The sequence below is a fragment of the Mobilicoccus massiliensis genome, from assembly GCF_000826525.2.
In the GTDB taxonomy this organism is placed as follows: Bacteria; Actinomycetota; Actinomycetes; order Actinomycetales; family Dermatophilaceae; genus Mobilicoccus; species Mobilicoccus massiliensis.
In genome coordinates this window covers 42,706-64,966 of the sequence record NZ_LN651330.1, presented here as the reverse complement: position 1 = coordinate 64,966, position 22,261 = coordinate 42,706, and the positions used below count along the sequence as shown (strand labels likewise).

The following is a 22,261-nucleotide window of genomic DNA, read 5'->3' as shown; positions in this document are numbered from 1 at the left end:
CGCGGCGACGAGTCTTTCCACCATCGAAGGAGCCGGCGATGACCCGGTGGCGTGTTCGGCCGGGTCGTCGCATGCGTCCCGCCGAGTTCATCCCGTCGACGGTGACGAGCTCGCTAGTGGCGACCGACCTCGGCCGCGGCCGGGCTCCGGTCGCCCCGACCGCCCGTCGACCAGCCCGAGGCCCGACGAAAGGGGTTCGATGACACCACCCGGAGCAGCGCGATGATCGACCCCGTGCGCGAGCTGCGAGCGTTCGTTCACGCCGCCCTGCTCGATCCCGTGCCCCGGGATCACACGCAGTCACGGACCGCGCTCGTGCGTCGTCGCGTCGTGGCGGCGCTGACGCTGGTCGCAGGCACGATCCTCCTCGGGGTCGGTCTGCACATCCCGGCGGGCGCGCCCGGGTTCTACCCGGTCACGCTCGCGTTGGCCGCCGTGTGGGCCGTCGGGGCGCTCGCCTCCGGGCCGCTGCACCTGGGCCACGCGTGGACCCGGCAGGGGGGGATCGGCCGGCCCGTCGTGCAGTCGGCGGCCCTCGCGGCCCTGCTCATCGGGCTCTTCCTCGCGGGTGCGCTCGTCGTCGCACGGATCCCCGTTCTCCGAGGGCCGGTGGACGCCCTGCTCGATCACGCGCGCGTCGGGTCGTTGTGGGTCGTGGCGCTCGTGACGATCCTCAACGGCATCGGCGAGGAGTTGTACTTTCGCGGCGCGTTGTTCGCCGCGATCGGACGCCGCCACGCCGTCGCGGTGACGACCGTCCTCTACACGCTGACCACGGCGACGAGCGGCATTCCACTGCTCGTGTTCGCCGCTGCGGTCCTCGGCCTCGTGTGCGGGCTGCAGCGGCGTGTGACCGGGGGTGTCCTGGGCCCGATCCTCGTCCATATCGCCTGGTCGTCGACCATGCTATTCCTCCTCCCGCCCCTCCTGGACCTGCTGAGGTGAACCCATGACCCCACCCCGTTCCGTGCTCGTCACCGGAGCCACCGGCTATGTCGGCGGGCTCCTCGTCCCCCGGCTGCTCGATGCCGGTCACCGCGTGCGCGTGCTCGTCCGTGACGCCGGCAAGCTCGACGGCAGCCCCTGGGCCGACCAGGTCGACGTCGTGGAGGGTGACGCCACCGACGCCGCCGACCTCGACCGCGCGCTGGGCGGGATCGAAGTCGCCTACTACCTCCTGCACTCGATGGACGGCGGCGGCGACCTCGCCGATCGTGACAAGGACATGGCCCGCCGGTTCGCGCAGGCAGCCGACCGGGCCGGGGTGCAACGCATCGTCTACCTCGGGGGGCTGCACCCCGAGGGGAAGCTGTCGGAGCACCTCGCCTCCCGCGTCGAGGTGGGCGAGATCTTCCTCGACTCCCCCGTGCCGGCCGCGTGCCTGCAGGCGGCCATCCTGCTCGGAGACGGCTCGGCGTCCTTCGAGATGCTGCGTCATCTCACCGAGCGGCTGCCCGCGATGATCACGCCCACGTGGCTGCGCAACCGCATCCAGCCCATCGCCGTCGACGACGCGCTGCACTACCTCGTCGCGGCCGCCGGCCTGCCCCCGGAGGCCAACCGCACCTTCGACATCGGCGGGCCGGAGGTGCTCACCTACGAGCAGATGATGCAGCGATTCGCCGCGGTCACCGGCCGTCGCAAGCGGCTCATCGTGCCAGTGCCGGTGCTCACCCCGGAGCTCGCGAGTCAATGGATCGGGCTGGTCACGCCCGTCTCCTCCGGTCTCGCCCGGCCGCTGGTCGGCAGCCTCGTCCACGAGGTCGTCCGCCGCGAGAACGACCTCGAGGAGCTCGTCGGTCCTCCCCCGGGCGGTCCGACCGGCTACGACGACGCGATCCGCCGGGCGATGGCCGGCGCGCCACCCCAACGCGGACCGGCCACGCTCGCGAGGACGACGGCCGCCGTCGCTGCCGCGGCCGCCGTCGGCAGCCTCGCCACCACGCCGAAGTCACGCTGGTACCGCGCGTTGGACCTGCCGGCGTGGCAGCCACCGCCCGTCGCGTTCCCGCTGGTCTGGACGCCGCTGTACGCCTCGATCGCCGGCATCTCGACGTCGGTGATCCGAACGCTGGAGGACGACGGCCGCGCCGAGGAGGCCGAGCACTACCGGCGCGCTCTCGCCGCCAATCTCGTACTCAACGCGGGCTGGAGCGTGCTGTTCTGGCGGGTGCGGCGTCTCGACCTCGCGACGCTCGAGGCGGGAGTGCTCGCGCTCAGCTCCGCCGACCTCGCACGCCGGGCCCGCGAGGCGAGCCCCGGTCACGGCGCCGGTCTCGCGCCCTACGCCGCATGGTGCGCCTTCGCCACCGCCCTCACGGCCGCGATCGCCTCCCGCAACCGCGGCGACTGAGGGGGCCGTTCGCCATCGCCTCTCCACGGGGAGGAACGACCCGCTCGCACCGAGGAGCCCCGGACCTGGACCAGGTTCGGGGCTCCTCGGCGTACGAAGGCGGTGAGGCTCAGCGGAAGTCGCTGCCCTCGGCCTCGTTGGCGGCGCGGCCGGCCTCGAGCCGGGCGACCGGAACACGGAACGGCGAGCACGACACGTAGTCGAGGCCGATCGAGTCGAAGAAGTGCACCGACGCGGGGTCGCCACCGTGCTCACCGCAGACGCCGAGGTGCATCTCGGGACGCGTCTGGCGGCCGGCCTTGGCGGCCATCTCGACCATCGCACCGACACCGACCACGTCGAGGGTCTCGAACGGGGAGACACCGAAGATGCCCTTGTCGATGTAGCGGCTGAAGAACGCACCCTCGACGTCGTCGCGCGAGAAGCCCCACGTGGTCTGGGTGAGGTCGTTGGTGCCGAAGGAGAAGAACTCCGCCGACTCCGCGATCTGCCCGGCGGTGACGGCCGCGCGCGGGAGCTCGATCATCGTGCCGATCGGCACGTTGCGCAGGTCGATACCGGTCTCCTCGCTGACCTCGTCGGCGACCTGCTTGATCGCGTCCTTCATGATCTCCAGCTCCTGCACCGCGGCGACCAGCGGGATCATGATCTCGGGCTTGGGGTCACCGCCGGCCTTGATGCGCTCGGCCGCAGCCTCGAGGATCGCCTTGGCCTGCATCTCGAACAGGCCGGGGATGACGATGCCGAGGCGGACGCCGCGCAGACCCAGCATCGGGTTCTGCTCCGACATGCGCTCGACGGCCGCCATGATCTTCTGCTGGTCCTCGGTGAGGTCCTGCCCCTTGGACTTCGCGACCGCGGCCTGGGCCGTCATCTCGATGTGCGAGGGGAGGAACTCGTGCAGCGGCGGGTCGAGCAGGCGCACCGTGACCGGCAGCCCGTCCATCGCCTCGAAGATCTCGACGAAGTCGCCCTTCTGCAGCGGGGCGAGCGCGTCGAGCGCGGCGTGCCTGTCGTCGTCGGTCTCGACGAGGATGAGCTTCTCGACGAAGGGACGACGGTCGCCGAGGAACATGTGCTCGGTGCGGCACAGACCGATGCCCTGGGCGCCGAAGCGGCGGGCACGGGCGGCGTCGTCACCGGTGTCGGCGTTGGCGCGCACCTTGAGGCGGCGCATGCGGTCGGCGATGCCCATGATGCGGTGCACGGCGTGGACGAGCTCGTCGGCGTCGATCTCGGACTCCGAGAGCCGGCCCTCGAAGTACTTGACCACCGGCGGGTCGACGACGGGCACCTCACCGCGGAACACCTCGCCGGTGGTGCCGTTGATCGACACGACCTCACCGGCCTTCATCACGGTGCCGTCGGGCAGCTTCATCGTCTCGTTGGCGACGTCGATGCCGAGCTCCTCGGCGCCGCAGACACAGGTCTTGCCCATGCCGCGGGCGACGACGGCGGCGTGAGAGGTCTTGCCGCCGCGGCTGGTGAGGATGCCCTGCGCGGCGATCATGCCGACGAGGTCGTCGGGGTTGGTCTCACGGCGGGCGAGGATGACCTTCTTGCCCTGTTCGGCGAGCTCGGCGGCCTTGGGCGAGCTGAAGCACAGCTCACCGACGGCGGCACCGGGCGAGGCGTTCATGCCCTGACCGATCTTGGTCTTCTCGGCCTTCTCGTCGAAGCGGGGGAACATGAGCTGCACGAGCTGGTCGCCGTTGACGCGGGAGAGGGCCTCCTGCTCGCTGATCGCGCCCTCGTCGACGAGCTGGCACGCGATCTTGAACGCGGCCTCGGCGGTGCGCTTGCCCACGCGGGTCTGCAGCATCCACAGCTTCTCGTTCTGGACCGTGAACTCGATGTCGCACAGGTCTTTGTAGTGCTGCTCGAGCTTGGCCATGATGTCCATCAGCTCGTCGTAGGCGGGCTTGTCGACGCCCTCCATGTCGGCCAGGCTCATCGTGTTGCGGATGCCGGCGACGACGTCCTCGCCCTGGGCGTTCTGCAGGTAGTCGCCGTAGACGCCCTGGCTGCCGCTCGCGGGGTCGCGGGTGAACGCGACGCCGGTGCCGGACGTCTCGCCGAGGTTGCCGAACACCATGGTGCACACGTTGACGGCGGTGCCGAGGTCGGCGGGAATGCGCTCCTGGCGGCGGTAGAGCACGGCGCGCTCGGAGTTCCATGAGCGGAACACCGCCCGCATCGCCTCGAGCAGCTGCTCCTTGGGCTCCTGCGGGAACTCCTTGCCCGTGGCGTCACGAATGATGGCCTTGAACCGGTCGACGATCTTCTCGAGGTCGTCGACGTCGAGGTCGAGGTCGTTCTTCGTGCCCTTGGCGTCCTTGGCCTCGTCGAGAACGGACTCGAACTCCTCACCGTCGATGTCGAGCACGGTCTTGCCGAACATCTGCAGCAGGCGCCGGTAGGAGTCGTAGGCGAAGCGCGGGTTCCCCGTGACCTTGGCCAGTCCCTGGACGGACTCGTCGTTGAGACCGATGTTGAGGACGGTCTCCATCATGCCGGGCATCGAGAACTTGGCGCCGGAGCGTACGGAGACGAGCAGCGGGTCCTGCGGGTCACCCAGCTTCTTGCCGATCTCGCTCTCGATCTGCGCGATGTGCTCGTCGATCTGCTCGGCAAGTTCGGTGGGCTCGCTGCCCTTCTCCAGGTACGCCTTGCACGCCTCGGTGGTGATCGTGAAGCTCGGCGGGACCGGCAGCCCCATGTTGTGCATCTCCGCCAGGTTGGCCCCCTTGCCGCCGAGGAGGTCCTTGAGATCGCGGTTGCCCTCCGACAGGGCGTAGACGAACTTGGTCATAGGTGCGAGCCTTCCCGCTTGGTGCCGGACGTCTGTGTCCGGACCACAGTAATCCGGGTGTGCGCTCCACCACCGGGTCTTTTGTCACGGAGCACCCTGGATCACACCGCCGGGCTCGGCGGACCCGCGCCGGGGTCCCGACGCGGCGGCATAGGGTGGCCGGATGCGGTCGGACGTCGTGCGGGAGTGGCCGCCTCGGGGGCTCTCCTGGCAGGACGCCGTACGCGCCTGGAACCAGGTCGAATCCGCCATGGACGGGTCGGGGCCGCCGCTGTGCGCAGAACCGCATCTGCTGCCCGACTGCGAGGTCGCCGAGGGCACGGTTCTGCTCGTCGGCACCTCCGGTTCGACCGGCCGGTCCAAGTTCGCCCAGCTCACCGCCACGGCACTGCGGGCGTCGATCGACGGTGTGCACGCCCACCTCGGCGGTCCCGGCCAGTGGCTGTTGTCGGTGCCCCCGGCGCACATCACCGGTTTCCAGGTCCTGCTGCGCAGTCACACGGCCGGGTACGAGCCCGTGTGCCTGCCGCCGGGCCCCTTCACCCCGGCGGCGTTCACCCGGGCCGCCGACCTCCTCGACGACGCGTCAGCCCGCACCTACACGACCCTCGTGCCGACCCAGCTCGTCCGCATCCTCGACGACCCGGCCGCGCTCGACGCCGCTCGCCGCTTCGACCGCCTGCTCATCGGCGGCGCACCACTGTCGGCGGCCGTCCAGGCCCGGGCCCGCGCGGCCGGGCTCGGGCTCACCCTCGGCTATGGCACCAGCGAGACGTCCGGCGGCTGCGTGTACGACGGAATCCCGTTGCCGTGCGCTCAGCTTCGCCTCGATGACGGGCGGGTCGAGATCGGTGGGCCGATGATCGCGACGGGGTACGCGGGCCGGCCAGAGCTCGACGACGCCTTCCGCAGCACGGCCGGACGCCGGTGGTTTCGCACCGACGACCTCGGTGAGCTGCGCGACGGCCGCCTGGTGCTGCTCGGCCGGGCCGACGACGTCGTCAACACCGGCGGCATGAAGGTCGTGCCCCGCGTCGTCGAGGAGGCCATCGCCACACGGTTCCCGGAGATCGCCGACGTCGCGGTGCAGGGCCTGCCGGATCTCGAGTGGGGGGAGATCGTCGGCGCCCTCCTCGTGGCCCGCCCCGGCGCCACCGCACCGGGCCTCGAGGCGCTGCGGGCCGGTCTCGACCTGCCGGGGTACGCCCTGCCGCGGTTCGTCGCCGTCGCCGACACGATTCCGCTTACCGGCCCCGGCAAACCCGACCGCGAGGCGGTGCGCGGTCTGCTCACCACGCGTCGGGCAGCCGAACCCACCCCGGTGCCTGCTCGACGAACTCCCGCTGTGCGAGCCGTCCCGCGCCGGCCGGGATTCGACCCAGCAGGGGGCGACCGGTCACGTGCGGGAGGTCCACGAGGTTGTGCGTGAGGGCGAGCGGGATGTCACCCGCAGGCCAGCTTCCGAAGACGTAGCCCTCGCAACGCAGATCGCGTGCGTCGAGCGCCTCCTGGGTGAGCGCGCAGAGATTGAGGGTGCCGAGCGCCGGGTCGGCGACGACGACGAACGACACGTTCAGCCCATGCCCCACGAGCTCCCGGGCGAGGTCGGCCTGGGTGCCCCCGTCGGCGTCGAGCCGCACGAGCAGACCGCCGGCGCCCTCGACCACGAGGAGGTCGAGGTCATCACGGCTCGCGAGGTCGACGATGCGACGGGCGTGTTCGGCGACCGCGGGCACCTGCGTTCCGGCGACGCGGGCAGCGGTCGCGGGGGCGAGCGGGTCGGGAAGACGGACGAACTCGTACACGTCGACCTCGCCCGTCAGACGGCGGATCTCGTCGGCGTCGCTGCCGGTCTCCTCGGGCGAGAGCCCGGTCTGGGCGGGCTTGACGTAGGCGACGCGCAGCCCCGCGGCACGTGCACTCGCGACGACCGCGGCGGCCGCGACGGTCTTGCCGATGTCGGTGTTCGTGCCGGCGACGCACAGGACCCGGGTCATGCGTCGATGATCTCGCGGAGCACCGCGAGCGCGGGGGCGAGGTCGTCGGCCGTGTGCTGGGCGTGCGCGGTGAGCCGCAGCCGGGAATCACCGTCGGGGGTCGAGGGCGGACGAAAGCAGCCGATCCGGACGCCTGCGGCCGCCGCCTGCGCGACGCCTGCGAGCGCCTCCTTCGGCCCCGGCATCGGCACGGAGAGAACGGCACCCGGGACCGGGTCGATGCGGCACGCTCCGGCGAGCAGCTCAGCGTTGCGACGAGCGCGGTCGGCGCGCTCCGGCTCGGCCCGCAGGACGTCGAGAGCCGCGAGTGCGGCGCCGGCCGCCGCCGGTGCGAGCCCCGTGTCGTAGACGAAGGCGCGGGCGGCGTTGACGAGGTGCTGTCTCACCCGAGCCGACGCCGCCACCACCCCACCCTGCGCCGCGAGCGACTTCGACAGGGTCGCGGTGACGACCACCCGAGGATGCCCGCCGAACCCCTGCGCGGCGACCGCCCCCTCGCCGCGGCCACCCACGACTCCCAGCCCGTGGGCCTCGTCGACGAGCAGCGTCGCGTCGTGCGCGTCGGCGAGCGCCACGAGGTCGACGAGGGGAGCCGCGTCTCCGAGCACGCTGTAGACCGATTCCACGACGACGACCGCGCGGCGGCCGCTCCGGGTCGCGAGGAGTTCGGCGACGTGGTCGACGTCGTTGTGCCGGTTGACGGCGACCTCGGCGCGCGAGAGTCTCGCGCCGTCGATGAGGGAGGCGTGGGCGTGAGCGTCGGAGACGACGAGGCTCTCGGCGTCGGTGAGGGCCGACAGCGCGGCGAGGTTGGCGTGATAACCCGTGGAGAACACCAGTGCCGCCGGCGCCTCCAGATGGTCGGCGAGAGCGCGCTCGAGGTGGTCGTGCAGATCGAGATGCCCGGTGACGAGGCGCGACGCTCCGGCGCCACCGCCGTAGGCGCGGGCCGCCGCGACCGCACCGTCGATGACCGCGGGGTGGGTGAGCAGGCCGAGGTAGTCGTTCCCGGCGAGGTCGAGCAGCGCGGTGCCGCTCTCGGAGGCCGCCGTGCCGGCACGAGCCACGAGGTGCCGTTCCAGACCCAGCCGGGCACGACGCTCCTCGTGGGCGTCGAGGAACGCCTCCAGACCCGGATTGCCCGACGCACCGATCGCGGTCATCGGCCGTGCACCTCGGCGACGGCCTCGACGAGGGCCGACCCGAGCGTCGCGACGTCGTCGTCGTCCATGACGAACGGCGGCATCGTGTAGACGAGGTCGCGGAACGGGCGCACCCACACCCCGCGCGCCAGCGCCGCGGCCGCGATCTGCGCCGTCCGCGCCGGTTCCTCGAGCTGGACGACACCGACCGCCCCGAGCGTACGCACGTCGGCAACGGAGGTGAACGCACGTGCAGGCGAAAGGGATTCGGCCAGCCTCGCCTCGAGAGCGCCGATCCTGGGGAGCGGATCGGTGCGGCGGAGAAGGTCGATGCTCGCGCCCCCGATCGCGCAGACGAGCGGGTTGGCCATGAACGTCGGTCCGTGCATGAGCGCCCCGGCCGGCTCGGCGCTGACGCCGCGCGCGACGGCGGGGGTGCAGAGCATCGCGGCGAGCGTGGCGTACCCGCCGGTCAGGGCCTTGCCGAGGCACAGGATGTCGGGGACGACCCCGCAGCGATCCGCCGCCCAGAAGGTGCCGGTGCGGCCGAACCCGGTCGCGATCTCGTCGAAGACCACCAGCGCGCCGTGCTGTCGGGCGAGGTCGGCGAGCACCCGCACCGCGTGCGGGCTGTAGGCGTGCATGCCGCCCGCCCCCTGCAGCACGGGTTCACAGATGACCCCGGCGATGTCGTCGGCGTGCTCGGCGTACAGCGCGCGGGTGGCGCGCTCCCACGCCACGAACTCCGGATCGTCGGGCGAGCGGTCGACGCCGGCCGGCGGTCGGGGCGCGAAGACGTGCGCGGGCAGGATGTCGCCGAACAGGGTGTGCATGCCGCCGACCGGGTCGCACACACTCATCGCCCCGAACGTGTCGCCGTGGTAGCCGCCGCGGATCGTGAACATCCGGCTCCGCGGCCGCCCGGCGAGCGCGTGGAACTGCCACACCGCCTTGAGTGCCACCTCGACCGACACCGAGCCGGAGTCCGCGAAGAAGACGTGCGCGAGCCGTTCGTCCTCCGGCACGGCCATGACGCCCGGGTCACCGACCGTGCCCGTGCCGCCGATCGCGCCGCCCGCACCGGGGGCGAGGTCGATCAACGCCCGCGCGAGCGCGATCGCCGGGCCGTGCGTGAGGCCGCCGAACATCACGTGGCTCATCGAGTCGAGCTGTCCGCGGGCCGCCGCGTCGAGCTCGGGCACGCCGTAACCGTGGATCGCGCACCACCACGAGGCCATCGCGTCGATCGCCTCGACGGTCTCGTCGGGGTCCTCCGCACGACGCAGCCGGAGCCGCACGCCGTTCGCGGATTCGGCGAACTGCATCACCGACGGCCGCAGCGCCGAGGAGTACGGATGCCACACGTGCGCCCGGTCGTAGGCCAGCAGTCGTTCCACCTCGTCGGCCGGGATGCTGTTCATGCCCGTCATTCTGCCGACCGGTCGCACGACCCCCGACGGCCAGGCCGCACCCCTGCGCGGAACATCGATCAGCGGGGCGCGAGGCAGGCGGTGAGCGCCGCGACGTACATGCCCGGATCGCGGGCGCCCGTCAACTCACGAGCCGAGTGCATGGACAGCATGGGGGCGCCGACGTCGACCGTCGTGACGCCGGTGAGCGCGGCGGACATCGGGCCGATCGTCGACCCACAGGGCATGTCGCCGCGGCTGCGGAACACCTGCATCGGGACCCCGGCCCGTTCGCAGGCGAGAGCGAACTGCGCCGCCCCCTGCGCATCCGAGGCGTACCGGCCCTTGGCGTTGACCTTGAGCACCGGCCCGCCGTTGATCTCGACACGGTGATTGGGCTCGTGCAGGTCGGCGTAGTTGGGGTGGGTCGCGTGCGCCATGTCGGCCGACACGATGAGACTGCCCGCGAGCGATCGGAAGTAGCTCTGCCGGTCGCCGCCGCGAGCGAGGACGACGCGCTCGAGCACCGTCGGCAGGAACGTCGAGTCACCACCGCTGCTGGTGGTCGAACCGATCTCCTCGTGGTCGAACAGGACGAGCAGCGGCACGAACTCCGCGGCCTCCCCCTGCCCGTTCCCATGCCCCAGCGCCTCGATCGCGGCGATCAACGCGGCCGTCCCGGCGTAGGACGTGCCGAGGTTGTCGAGCCGCGGGGCCGCGAGGAGATCCTGCGCCCGGCCGAGCGGTCCGGAAGGCGTGAGGTCGTGGGTCATGACGTCGAACGCGAGCACGTCGCGTTCGTCGACCTCGAGCAGCCCGGCGAGGTAGGCGTCGAACGACGGGGCGTCGCCGGTCGCGCCCCAGATCGGCGTGAGATGACGCTGCGGGTTGAGCGCGAGCCCGTCGTTCGACGAGCGATCGAGGTGGATCGCGAGCTGCGGCACCCGCAGCACGGCCTCATCGACCCGGACGAGCCGCTCCCCCACGCCCGTCGCTGACGAGGCGTCCCGCACGGCCACCCGCCCCGAGATGCCGAGGTCGCGGTCGAGCCACGAGTTGAGCAACGGCCCGCCGTACACCTCGACGACCAGTTGGTCCCATCCCGCCGAACTCCGGTCGGGCAGCGGTGAGATGCGCAGGTTGGGCGAATCGGTGTGACCACCGACGACGCGAAACGGCGCCGACGCCGCGGCATCCCGGGAGAGGTGGGCCGTCGACCACGCGGCGATCGAGCCGCCGCGACGCACGTAGTGGCTGCCGGGCTCGGCCGGCCAGGCGTCGGCATCGACGACCTCGACGAACCCGGCCGCATCCAGGCGCAGCGCCACCTCCGCGACCGCGTGGTACGGGGAGGTCGAGGCGTCGACGAACGCGCACAGCCCCCGTGCGTGCTCGTCGAGCGGATCGAGATCGGTCGGTCGGGTCGTATCGCTGGCCATGTCCACAGCCTACGGATCACCCCATCGCCGCTGGTGAGGACGCGGTGATCCGGGCCCGATCAGGCCCCTCGGAAGCCCGAACTCCGTGGTCGCCACGCATGAGGTCCGCGCCGTTCGGGTATCCGGGAGACATGAGCGCAACGGCCACCAGGGTGGTGAGGCAGCGCGGGCGCAACAGTGGGTGCCGGCGCGTGCTACCCCTGTGGGTCATTCTCGGCGGTCCACAGGCGGACTCGCTCCGACGCCTGCTCACCGCCGACCTGCGGGCCCCGTACATCGCGGTGAGTGCTTCCTCGGTCGACGACATGACCCTCGCCGACGTGCCCGGGATGCTGCGTCTGCTCAACCACGCGGACGCGCTCATCACCGAGCACCTCCCCTCCGGCTACCGAGGCCTGCCCGTCGGGCTCGGGGATCTGCTGCCGCACCTGCGCCCCGGCATCCCCGTCGTGACGTTCCCGCGCATCAGTTACGCGGGTCTTCACCCCTTCCACGTCGGCCGTGACCCGGTCGCCGGTCTCTCCGATCCCCCGATGGTCCCGTACCACGACTTGCGTTCGGTCGCCGTCGCCGCCGGACGCATGTCACCGGAGAGCGCGCGCGACCTCGTCCCGCCGGCCCAGGTCATCCGGGAGTTCGCGGCCTGGCAGCTCCTGCGGATGCGACGCAACGAAGCCCTCACCGACTGCTCGATCGCGAGCTCGGTGCGTGGCGCAGGGCTCGGCGCCGTCCACACCGTCGACCGGCCCGGAAACCTCCTGCTCCTTCGCATCGCCCAGGACATCCAGCGGGCGCTCGACGTCGACATCACCGCCGTGGATCCCGGAACGCTGCTGCTCGGCCAGTGCCGAGGGCCGGTCGAACCCCAGGTCGCGGAGGCCCTCGGCGTCGAGGCCCCCACCTCGGATCGGTGGTCGGTCAACGGGCGCAACCTCACCATCAGGAGAGTGCAGCGCGCGCACGTGCGCTGGTACCACCGTCATCCCGACGTGCTCAAGGCCGTGCTCGCCGCGGAGGCGCCCCGGATGGAGATGCTCGGGCTGCTCTGACCGCGCCGAGCCGCCGGTCGAGATCACTCGTACAGCACGTACTCCGGGGTCGGAGTCAAGGCCATGACCTGCTCCGGCGTCATGAGCTTCCATCCCTTGCCGGCCGTGTCCTCCTGGTAGAAGAGCTTGAAACCGGGGTGGACGAACGGGGGCTTGACCGCCATGAGGGACTTCCAGGTGCCCTCCTTCAGCTTCTGGTCGCCGATGCCGTCGACGCTGAGGATGAAGGCGACACCCGGGCGGGGCTTGAGCTCGTCGTGGTTGCGCACCCAGTTGACGCGGATCATGTGGTAGAGCAGCACCTTCTCGGGCAGATCGTTGTCGGCCACGAGCTTCTCGACGTAGGCGCTCACCTGGTTGAGCTCCTTGGCGTCGGTGCTCCCGAACGTGTGCATCGGCTCCTGGTTGGGGCCCATGCGCCATTCCGGGTCGAGCGCGAGCCCCACGTCGGGCTCCTTGAGGAACTTCTCGTAGCGCTTGACCTCGGTGAGGAAGTCGGAGCGACCGGGCTGGATCGCGAGCAGGAGGATGCCGTCGACCTTGCGGACGGCGTCGAGGTGCTCCTGGATCTTGTCGTCGGTGGAGGCCGTGCGGCACTTCGGGGCGTTCTTGCAGGGGTGCACCATCGTCGCGATGTACTCGAGCACCGGCATGATCTTGCGGCCGTCCTTGCCGTACGGCTGCGCCCGCTCCACCATCTCGGTCATGCGGTCGTCGATGTTGCCGACGCCGGCGCGGCCCAACCCGGGACCGGAACCCTTGATGCCGGAGTACCCGACGAGGCGGTAGGCGGGAAAGATCTGCCGGCCGCCCTGCGGGAGCTCCTTCGGCGTGGGTGTCGGGGTCGGGGTCTGCTGCTCGGCCCCCGGCGCCCCGCCGCCCGCCGACTGCCCCGCGACCGACGGCTCGGGCGGGATTCCCGAGCATGCGCCGAGCGCGAGCGCGGTGGAGAGGGTCAACAGGGCGAGGCGAATTCGACGCACGAGGGACCTTTCACGCTGCGGCATCACCCAGGAGCGAGGTGACGCGAGCCATCGTACGGGCGCGCGCCTCCTCACGCCGACCGCGCACTCGCCCTCGCGACGCTCCCCGCACCCACACCGACGCCCCCGCCCACCGGGGAATCCGACGTGGAAGATGGGATGGCAGGAAATCGGGGGTCATCACCCCACATCTGCTGCCATCCCATCTTCCACCTCGAGTGGGCGGCCGCGGGCGGGGCTCGGCGAAGGCGTGCATGCGGCAGTACCCACAGACCCCCGGTCCATTCCGTGGATTTTCCCGTAGGATGAGCAGGTGTCCACAGAGCGCGCCGAGGAGGGCCTAGGGCCGCGACCGGTCGGCCCGAAGCTCGACCCTGCCACCCAGATGTCCAAGGCGAGAGCGTCCGTGCTCGAGCAGCTCGGCCGTCACGCCGAGCCCACCACGGTCGGAGTCCTCGCCGCCGAGTGCGGTCAGCACACCAACACCGTGCGCGAGCACCTGGACGCGCTTGCCTCGGCCGGTCTGGTCGTCCGCACGACCGGCCCCGCCAAGGGACGCGGACGTCCGGCCATCCGCTACACCGCGGTGCCCCCCGAGCTGGTCCGCCCGCAGATGCGCGAGTACGTCAACCTCGTCTCGGCCCTCTCCGACCAGATCAGCGAGGCGGTGCCCGATGCCCGCGGTTTCGCGGTCGACGCCGGCCGTCGCATGAGCACCCTCGATCGTCCCACCGACTCCCTCGGTGGCAACGCCGCCGACGATTCGCTCACCCTGCTCACCGATCTCGGCTTCGACCCGCGCGTCGAGGGCGCCCCGGGCGACGACGACCCGCAGGAGTCCCAGGACGCGACGACGCCCGAGGACGAGTCGGCGGAGCCCACCGTGCTCAAGGTCCGGCTGCAGGAGTGCCCGATGCTCGAGGCGGCCCGGCGCAACCCGGAGGTCGTCTGTTCGGTGCATCTCGGGGCAGTACTGGGCACGTATGAGGCCCGCGACGAGTCGACCGACGGCGTCCACGTCGTGCCGTTCGCGGAGCCCGGCGCCTGCCTCGCCTACCTGCCCGTGCACGAGGGGCGGTCCGCGCGGCGTAAGGCCGCCGACGACGCCGACGCCTGACTCCCGCGCAGTATCAGCGCATATCAGCGCGATTCGGGAGTGAGGAGCGGCACGAACCGGTAGGGCCCGTGGCGGGTCACGACCGTCTCCGCATCGGGCGCCGTCGGCCGCTCGACGTGGAGCATCCACCCGTCGACGGGCACGACCATGACCCCGCCCGGTGCGAGCTGGTCGAGGAGATCCTGCGGGAGCCGTCGCGCCATCGCCGAGACGAGGATGCGGTCGTACGGCCCTTCCGCGGCGCGTCCCAGCTCGCCCGGATCGGCGACTTCGAGCCGGGCCCAGGGTTGATCCGTGGCGGCGACGTTGCTCGCTCCCCATTCGGCGAGGTCGGGCACGATCTCCAGGCCGAGCACCGAACCCCCTGCGCCGACGAGGTGTGCGAGCAGCGCGGTCGTCCATCCCGACCCGGCGCCGACGTCGAGCACCCGGTCTCCGGGGGCCGGATCGAGCAGCTCGAGCATGTTCGCGACGGTCGTCGGCTGAGAGTTGGTCTGCCCGGCCCAGAGCGGCAGCGGCTGGTCCAGTCCAGCGTCGCCCCGCTGCGCGGCGGGTAGAAACCCCTCCCGCCGCACGCTGCGCATGGCGTCCTCGACCCGGTGTCGCGTGGTCTCCGTCCCGCTCATGGATCGACCCTAGGCCGGTCGCAGCGGCGCCGCCCGCGGGAGCGTCCGATCCGGCGAGGGCAGGCCCGCAAGACGCGTCGTCTCCGCGGCCGGACAGACGAACCGGCGGGCCTCCCTGGGGAGACCCGCCGGTTCGCACGGTGGAGGAGGCGGTGGAGATCAGCGACGAGGCGCCGCGTGAGCACCGGCGCCGCGGTCCTCGGGCAGAGTGCTGCGCTCCCAACCACGGCGGGCGCTGCGGCTGCCCAGCCGGCTGCCCGGACGCGACCGGTAGACGACGTACGGCCGCCACAGGTACTCCAGCGGCGCGCTGAACACGTGCACGAGCCGAGTGAACGGCCACATCGCGAAGAGCAGGAACGCGAGGATCGCGTGGAGCTGGAACGTCAGCGGCGCCTGCTCCATCAGGGTCGGGTCGGGCTGGAAGTAGAAGAGCTGGCGGAACCAGATCGAGACGCCGTCGCGGTAGTCGTAGTGCGACACGAGGTTGCCGAGCACGGTGTTGCCGAGACCGAGCAGGATGACCGCGGCGAGGAACAGGTACATGAGCTTGTCGTTCGCGGTCGTCGCCTTGAACACGGCCGGGGTGAACCGGCGGCGGGCGAGCAGGATGATCATGCCGACGATGGTGCAGAAGCCGGCGATCGCGCCCAGCGACAGGGCCATGAAGTGGTAGACGTCCTGGCTGATGCCGACGGCCGTCGTCCACGACTTGGGGATGACGAGGCCGAGGATGTGACCGCCGATGACGAAGAGCAGGCCGAAGTGGAACAGCGGGCTGCCGATCTGCAGCAACCGGCTCTCGTACATCTGCGAGCTACGGGTGGTCCAGCCGAACTTGTCGTACTTGTAGCGCCACCAGTGACCGACGACGAAGACCGCCATGCACAGGTAGGGCAGTGCGACCCACAAGAGCTCACCCATGATCAGACCCTCACTCCAGTCGTTGCGTGGCTACCCGAGACGTACGCCTCCATGCCGACCTGCTCGTCGGGCGGGCCGGAGGCGATGAGAGAACGGACGGTGTCGCGGTCGTGCCCGACGAGGGTGGGCAGGGTGCGGCTCACCGCTTCGAGCGCGTGTCGGTATACGGACTCCCGTTCGGTGAGGGAGATCCGCAGCAGTTCGAGGCCCGGCCGGTGGTCGAGCAGCAGCGTGCGACCGACCGCGGGCGACACGCTCGCCGCGAAGTCGAGGATGACGCACAGGTGGTCGGGCAGCTCGTCCTCGCGCAGCGTCGCACCGCACCGCTGGTAGGTCTGCTTGATGTCGAGCAGCGCCATGCCGCGGCGACGGGTGTCGCCGTAGGCGTAGTAGGTGAGGTGCAGGCAGCAGCGACGACGCAGGTCGAAGGTCTCGACGTAGTGCCGTTGGGTCTCGGCCAGCGGGACCGACTCGAGATGGTCGACGAGCGCGAGCAGATGACGGGCCTCGTGACCGGAGAGTCCCTCCTCGATAGCCGCCCGAATGACCGGGAGGTCGGCGAGGAGCTGCTCGTCGGGGTAGTCGAGCAGGAGGGAGGCGGCCTGATACACGACCCGGTCGGATTCCGGCACGCGCACGTCGACGGATCGTTCGATGACCGTCGCACCCACGGGGATGCCCTGGCGGACCGCCGCGTCGGGTGGCGTCCAGGGCGTTCCCGCCTCGGGGTCGCGAAGGTCGCCGCCGGCGGAGCCGTACGACGGCCGGGGCGTCGACGACGGATCCGGCCGTCGGCGCAACAGCGGGAGGGAGATCTTCACTGCGTCAGCCCCTCGCTGCGGTCGCTCGGGTCGCCCATCGAGTCGGCGGTCTGCCGCTTGGCGATCTCGCGCCGGGACTGGATCGCGACGGGCACCGGCCCACCGCGACCGGAGTCGGCACCGAACGGGGCGTCACCGCCCCCGTACTGCGACACGGAGCAGTCGGTGGCGAGCTCTTCGAGGCGGTGTGCGTCCTCGACGTGGGCGCTGGGGATGACGTACCGCTCTTCGTACTTGGCGATGGCGAGCATGCGGTACATCTCGTACATGTCCTCCTCGGTCATGCCGACCGAGGCCGGGATCTCGGCCTTGGGGTCGCGTCCGAGGTTGATGTCGCGCATGTACGAGCGCATCGCGGCGAGCTTCTTGAGCACGCCGTCGACGATGCCCACGTCACCGGCGGTGAAGAGTTCGGCGAGGTACTCGCTGGGGATGCGCAGCGTGTCGATGGCGCTGAACAGCACGTCGGTCGATTCGACGTCGACCGAGGCGTCCGCGGACCTGGCGACCTCGTCGACGATCGGGCTGAGCGGCGGGATGTACCAGACCATCGGCATGGTGCGGTACTCCGGGTGCAGCGGCAGCGCGATCTCGTAATCGTGGATGAGGCGCCAGACCGGGGATTTCTGTGCACCGGCGATCCAGTCCTCGGCGATGCCGGCGCGGCGCGCCTCCTCGATGACGACCGGGTCGTGCGGGTCGAGGAAGCAGTCGCGCTGGGCGGCGTAGAGCTTCTTCTCGTCGGGCTCGACGGCGGCGTCGAGCACCTTGTCGGCGTCGTAGAGGACGAGCCCGATGTAGCGGAGCCGGCCCACGCAGGTCTCGGAGCAGACGGTGGGGATGCCGACCTCGATGCGAGGGAAGCAGAAGGTGCACTTCTCGGCTTTGCCCGTGCGGTGGTTGAAGTAGACCTTCTTGTAGGGGCAGCCGGTGATGCATTGGCGCCAGCCGCGGCAGGCGTCCTGGTCGACGAGCACGATGCCGTCTTCGGAGCGCTTGTAGATCGCGCCGCTCGGGCAGCTCGCGGCGCAGCTGGGGTTGAGGCAGTGTTCGCAGATTCGAGGGACGTAGAACATGTACGTCTTCTCGAATTCCATCTTGACGTCGGCCTGCACCTTCTGCAGGACGACGTCGCGTTCGAGGAGTTCGGTGTTACCGCCGAGGTCGTCGTCCCAGTTGGCCGACCACTCGATGTTCATCGGCTTGCCGGTGATGAGGGAGAAGGGCCGGGCGACGGGGGTGTGCTTCTGCAGCGGGGCCTTGATGAGCGTGTCGTAGTCGTAGGTCCACGGCTCGTAGTAGTCCTCGATGCCGGGCAGCACGGGGTTGGCGAAGATCTGGAGCAGTTTCTTGACGCGCCCACCGGCGCGCAGCTTGAGCCGGCCGGACGAGGTGAGGACCCAGCCGCCCTTCCACTTCTCCTGGTCTTCGTATGTGCGGGGGTAGCCGAGGCCGGGTCGGGTCTCGACGTTGTTCCACCAGATGTATTCGGTGCCGGCGCGGTTGGTCCACGCCTGTTTGCACGTGACCGAGCAGGTGTGGCACCCGATGCACTTGTCGAGGTTCATCACCATCGCCATCTGGGCCATGACGCGCATTACTGGACTCCTCGGTGTGTGGGAGCGGAGGTCATCAGGAGTTCGGGGCAGCCGTGGACGACGGTGACCGACCGGGACGCACAGCGTCCCGCGGTCGAAGGCCGGGACATCAGTACGTCACGTCCTGGCTGCGGCGGCGGATCACCGTGACCTCGTCGCGTTGGTTGCCGGTGGGGCCGTAGTAGTTGAACGACCAGGAGATGTGGCCGTAGCCGCCGGCGACGTGGCTGGGCTTGAACAGGATCCGGGTGGCGGAGTTGTGGATGCCGCCGCGTTTGCCGCTGGCCTCGGCGATGGGTACGTCGATGGTGCGGTCCTGGGCGTGGTGCATGTAGACGGTGCCCTCGGGCATGCGGGAGGAGACGATGGCGCGTGAGGCGATGACGCCGTTGCGGTTGACGGCCTCGATCCAGTCGTTGTCCTTGATGCCGAGCTTGGCGGCGTCCTTGTCGCTCATCCAGATGGCCTGGCCACCGCGGGCGAGGCTGAGCATGAGCAGGTTGTCCTGGTACTCGGAGTGGATGGACCACTTGTTGTGCGGTGTGAGGAACCGCACGGTGAGGCCGATGCCGTCGGCGTCGGGGCCGCCGAGTTCGGGCTCGCCGTAGAGCAGGTGCATGTTGAGTGGCGGCCGGTAGATGGGCATGGCCTCGCCGGTCTCGAGCAGCCAGTCGTGGTCGACGTAGAACTGCATGCGGCCGGTGACGGTGTGCCACGGCTTGAGCCGTTCGACGTTGACGACGAATGCGCTGTACCGGCGTCCGCCGTGTTCGCTGCCCGACCACTCGGGGGAGGTGATGACGGTCTGGGGGGCGATCTGGGTGTCGGTGAAGGTGATCCGCTTGCCGGCCTCGTCCTCGGAGAGGTCGGCGAGGCGGCGGCCGGTGCGTGCCTCGTACTTCTTCCAGCCTTCGGTGGCGATGCGGCCGTTGGTCGTGCCGGAGAAGGCGAGGATGGCTTCGCAGACGTCGATGTCGCGGGCGAGGGCGGGGCGTCCGTCGGCGACGCCGCCGTGGACGGTGCCGTTGCGGCCCTTGAGCACGTCGACCTCGGGTGCGGGGTCGACGGTGATGCCCTTGACGGAGAGGCCGAGCTTCTCGGCGAGCGGGCCGATGGCGCCCCACTTCTGCGCGATGAGCGTGTAGTCGCGTTCGACTTCGACCATCTTGGGCATGGTCTTGCCCGGGACGGGCTCGCAGTCGCCGTGGCGCCAGTCCTTGGCGACGCCGCGGGAGTAGGCGAGCTGGTCGGGGGTGTCGTGCTGCAGCGGTGCGACGACGAGGTCGGTGCGCGTGCCCAGGTGGGTCTGGGCGAGTTCGCTGACCTTCTCGGCGAGCAGCTTGAACGTGGCGAAGTCGCTCTTGGACTGCCACGGCGGCTGGATCGCGGGGTTGAAGGAGTGCACGAAGGGATGCATGTCGGTGCTGCTCAGGTCGTACTTCTCGTACCAGGTGGCGGCGGGGAAGACGATGTCGGAGAACAGCGTGGTGCTCGTCATGCGGAAGTCGAGGCAGGTGAGCAGGTCGAGCTTGCCCTCGGGCAGCTCGTCGTTCCACAGCACCTCGCTCGGGCGACGGTCCGGCGGTGCGGGCTCGGCCCGCAGGGAGCTGTCGGTGCCGAGGAGGATCTTGTTGAAGTACTCGTTGCCCTTGGAGCTCGAACCCATGATGTTCGAGCGCCACACCGTCATGACCTTGGGGTGGTTGTGCGGGCCGTCGGGGTCCTCGGCGACGAAGCGCAGCCGGCCCTCGGAGAGCTCGCGGACGATGTAGTCCTTGGGGCTCATGCCCTCGTTCTTGGCCGCGTCGCAGTGGTCGAGGATGTTGCCAGCGAGCGTCGGGTAGCTCGGCATCCAGCCCATGCGTGCGGAGGCGGCGAGCAGGTCGACGGGCGCCTTGCCCTTCCACATGCCCGTGCCGGTGGCCGACGCGGTGGCGTCGGCACGGTAGCCGTCGTAGCGCCACTGTCCGGTGTGCAGGTAGAAGAACGACGCCGAGATGTTCTGGCGCGGAGGCCGCTGCCAGTCGAGCGCGAACGCCATCTGCGCGAATCCGAGCTGCGGGCGCACCTTCTCCTGACCGACGTAGTGGGCCCATCCGCCACCGTTCTTGCCCTGGCAACTGGTGAGGTTGGTGAGGGTGAGGAACGCGCGGTAGATCGTGTCGGAGTGGAAGTAGTGGTTGGTGCCGGCGCCCATGAGGATCATGCACCGACCGCCGGAATCGCGTGCGGTGCGCGCGAACTCACGAGCCAGGCGGATGCACTGCTCGGCCGAGACGCCGGTGACCGACTCCTGCCATTCGGGGGTGCCGACGCCCTCGGGGTCCTCGTAACCGGTGGGCCAGTCGCCCGGCAGGCCCTGACGGCCGACGCCGTACTGGGCGAGCAGGAGGTCGAAGACGGTGCAGACGAGGTGGCCGTCGACCTCACGCGCCGGAACGCCGCGGGTCACCGCGCCGGGCGCGCCGTCGATCGTGTCGAACCGCGGGAGCGTGATCTCGACGGCCTGGGCGTCACCGCCGGCCGCGGTGAGCAGCGGACGGATGTCGCCGAGGTCGAGGTTCCACTTGCCCTCGCCCTCCTCGCCGTAGCGGAAGCCCATCGATCCGGGCGGCACGACGGGCCGGCCCGCCGGGTCCTGCGACCCGTCGAGCAGCACGGTCTTGAAGTCGGCGTGCTCGCTCTGGTCGCCGAGGTCGCTCGCCATGAGGAACTTGCCGGGCACGAGGCACCGCCGGCCGTCGACCTCGCGCTCCTCGAGGTGCACGAGGAACGGCAGGTCGGTGTAGGTGGCGACGTAGGAGTTGAACTCCGGGGTGTCGTTCTCGACGAAGAACTCGCGCAGGATGACGTGGCCCATCGCGATCGCGAGCGCCGCGTCGGTGCCGGGGTGCACCGCGACCCACTCGTCGGCGAACTTGCTGTTGTCGGAGTAGTCGGGGCTGACCGCGACGACCTTGGTGCCGCGGTAGCGCACCTCGGTCATGAAGTGCGCGTCCGGCGTGCGCGTGACGGGCACGTTGGAGCCCCACATCATGAGGTAGGCGGAGTTCCACCAGTCGCCGGACTCGGGCACGTCGGTCTGGTCGCCGAAGACCTGCGGGGAGGCCGGGGGCAGGTCGGCGTACCAGTCGTAGAAGCTGAGCACGGTGCCGCCGAGCAGCGAGTAGAACCGGGAGCCCGCCGCGTAGCTCGCCATCGACATCGCCGGGATCGGCGAGAAGCCGGCGAGGCGGTCGGGGCCGTACGCCTTGATCGTGTGCACGTGCGCGGCCGCGGCGATCTCGACCGCCTCGTCCCACGTCACGCGCACGAGTCCGCCCTTGCCGCGGGCCTGCTTGTACCGGCGCGCCTTCTCGGGGTCCTCGACGATCGAACGCCACGCCTCGACCGGGTCACCGCCGTGGGCGGCCTTGGCCTCGCGGTACATCTCGAGCAGCACGCCACGGGCGTACGGGTAGCGCACGCGCGTGGGGCTGTAGGTGTACCAGGAGAACGCCGCGCCACGCGGGCAGCCGCGGGGCTCGTACTCCGGGCTGTCGGGCCCGATCGTCGGGTAGTCGGTCTGCTGGGCCTCCCACGTGATGATGCCGTCCTTGACGTACACCTTCCACGAGCAGGACCCCGTGCAGTTGACGCCGTGCGTGGAGCGGACGACCTTGTCGTGGCTCCAGCGGTCGCGGTAGAAGGTGTCGGCGTCGCGCCCACCCTCGACCGTGATGGTGCGCAGGTCCGGCGCCACGGACGCCTTGTGCGTGTGGAATCGGCGACCCATCCGCAGGAGTGCGTCGGTGGCCGAGGTGTCCATGCCAGCGGCCGGACGGGATCCGGTGGTGCTCAACGGCTGCTCCTTCGTCAGGGGGCGACGTGACCATTTATACCGGAGTCATGGCGCCTAATGCGCCGGACGTCGGGGTGTCGTCGACGAGGACGATGCTCCCATCATGCGGGGCCCCGGGGCGCGACGGCCAGAGATGCGCCGACACGCCGT

General features: G+C 70.6%; 15 protein-coding genes and 1 pseudogene. 5 read left to right on the top strand and 11 right to left on the bottom strand.

What is annotated here, in order from left to right:
- The first annotated feature begins 222 nt into the window (after nucleotides 1-222).
- Nucleotides 223-945 carry a CPBP family intramembrane glutamic endopeptidase gene (locus BN1197_RS10060; protein WP_040159192.1) on the top strand — a complete coding sequence of 241 codons (723 nt, stop codon included), beginning with the start codon at nucleotides 223-225 and terminating at the stop codon, nucleotides 943-945.
- 4 nt (nucleotides 946-949) lie between these two features.
- Nucleotides 950-2,353, top strand: coding sequence for a tryptophan-rich sensory protein (locus tag BN1197_RS10055; protein WP_040159190.1), 1,404 nt, complete (start codon nucleotides 950-952; stop codon nucleotides 2,351-2,353).
- A gap of 109 nt (nucleotides 2,354-2,462) precedes the next feature.
- On the opposite strand, the gene ppdK is transcribed toward BN1197_RS10055, so the two are convergent.
- Entirely contained in the window at nucleotides 2,463-5,165 is a 2,703-nt protein-coding gene (gene ppdK, locus BN1197_RS10050) for a pyruvate, phosphate dikinase (RefSeq protein WP_040159187.1), read from the bottom strand.
- 163 nt (nucleotides 5,166-5,328) lie between these two features.
- Here ppdK and BN1197_RS10045 point away from each other — a divergent pair.
- Nucleotides 5,329-6,414, top strand: a pseudogene (locus BN1197_RS10045) (AMP-binding protein); the annotation flags it as partial.
- A 40-nt stretch (nucleotides 6,415-6,454) separates the two neighbouring features.
- Here BN1197_RS10045 and bioD read toward each other — a convergent pair.
- From bioD to BN1197_RS10025, 4 genes are all read right to left on the bottom strand, one after another.
- Nucleotides 6,455-7,162: a dethiobiotin synthase gene (gene bioD / locus BN1197_RS17800; RefSeq protein ID WP_040159185.1), complete on the bottom strand. Its 708-nt coding sequence runs from the start codon at nucleotides 7,160-7,162 to the stop codon at nucleotides 6,455-6,457.
- Entirely contained in the window at nucleotides 7,159-8,325 is a 1,167-nt protein-coding gene (locus BN1197_RS10035) for an aminotransferase class I/II-fold pyridoxal phosphate-dependent enzyme (RefSeq protein ID WP_040159181.1), read from the bottom strand. Before BN1197_RS10035 ends, bioD begins: the two co-directional genes overlap by 4 nt.
- Nucleotides 8,322-9,725: an aminotransferase class III-fold pyridoxal phosphate-dependent enzyme gene (locus BN1197_RS10030; protein WP_040159178.1), complete on the bottom strand. Its 1,404-nt coding sequence runs from the start codon at nucleotides 9,723-9,725 to the stop codon at nucleotides 8,322-8,324. Before BN1197_RS10030 ends, BN1197_RS10035 begins: the two co-directional genes overlap by 4 nt.
- 68 nt (nucleotides 9,726-9,793) lie before the next feature.
- The gene (locus tag BN1197_RS10025; RefSeq protein WP_052466450.1) at nucleotides 9,794-11,152 is read right to left on the bottom strand and encodes a M18 family aminopeptidase; all 1,359 of its coding nucleotides are present in this window, start codon (nucleotides 11,150-11,152) and stop codon (nucleotides 9,794-9,796) included.
- 131 nt (nucleotides 11,153-11,283) lie between these two features.
- Here BN1197_RS10025 and BN1197_RS10020 point away from each other — a divergent pair, with 131 nt between their 5' ends.
- Entirely contained in the window at nucleotides 11,284-12,201 is a 918-nt protein-coding gene (locus BN1197_RS10020; RefSeq protein ID WP_141397263.1) for a WcbI family polysaccharide biosynthesis putative acetyltransferase, read from the top strand.
- A 23-nt stretch (nucleotides 12,202-12,224) separates the two neighbouring features.
- Here BN1197_RS10020 and BN1197_RS10015 read toward each other — a convergent pair whose 3' ends face one another.
- Complete coding sequence (locus tag BN1197_RS10015; protein ID WP_040159174.1) at nucleotides 12,225-13,184, bottom strand: hypothetical protein; 960 nt, start codon at nucleotides 13,182-13,184, stop codon at nucleotides 12,225-12,227.
- Between the two features lie 313 nt (nucleotides 13,185-13,497).
- Here BN1197_RS10015 and BN1197_RS10010 point away from each other — a divergent pair, with 313 nt between their 5' ends.
- On the top strand, nucleotides 13,498-14,301 hold the full coding sequence (locus tag BN1197_RS10010) for a helix-turn-helix transcriptional regulator (protein WP_141397262.1): 804 nt from the start codon (nucleotides 13,498-13,500) through the stop codon (nucleotides 14,299-14,301).
- A 23-nt stretch (nucleotides 14,302-14,324) separates the two neighbouring features.
- Here BN1197_RS10010 and BN1197_RS10005 read toward each other — a convergent pair whose 3' ends face one another.
- From BN1197_RS10005 to BN1197_RS09985, 5 genes are all read right to left on the bottom strand, one after another.
- Nucleotides 14,325-14,927 (bottom strand): protein-L-isoaspartate O-methyltransferase family protein, encoded by a 603-nt coding sequence (locus tag BN1197_RS10005; RefSeq protein WP_040159172.1) that lies wholly within the window; start codon nucleotides 14,925-14,927, stop codon nucleotides 14,325-14,327.
- Between the two features lie 159 nt (nucleotides 14,928-15,086).
- Nucleotides 15,087-15,851 (bottom strand): respiratory nitrate reductase subunit gamma, encoded by a 765-nt coding sequence (gene narI, locus BN1197_RS10000; RefSeq protein ID WP_040159169.1) that lies wholly within the window; start codon nucleotides 15,849-15,851, stop codon nucleotides 15,087-15,089.
- A 2-nt stretch (nucleotides 15,852-15,853) separates the two neighbouring features.
- A complete protein-coding gene (gene narJ / locus BN1197_RS09995) occupies nucleotides 15,854-16,672 on the bottom strand; it encodes a nitrate reductase molybdenum cofactor assembly chaperone (RefSeq protein WP_040159167.1) in 819 nt (272 codons plus the stop codon).
- Nucleotides 16,669-18,270: a nitrate reductase subunit beta gene (gene narH, locus BN1197_RS09990; protein WP_040159164.1), complete on the bottom strand. Its 1,602-nt coding sequence runs from the start codon at nucleotides 18,268-18,270 to the stop codon at nucleotides 16,669-16,671. Before narH ends, narJ begins: the two co-directional genes overlap by 4 nt.
- Before the next feature lie 109 nt (nucleotides 18,271-18,379).
- Nucleotides 18,380-22,078 carry a nitrate reductase subunit alpha gene (locus BN1197_RS09985; protein WP_052466446.1) on the bottom strand — a complete coding sequence of 1,233 codons (3,699 nt, stop codon included), beginning with the start codon at nucleotides 22,076-22,078 and terminating at the stop codon, nucleotides 18,380-18,382.
- Nucleotides 22,079-22,261 lie beyond the last annotated feature (183 nt).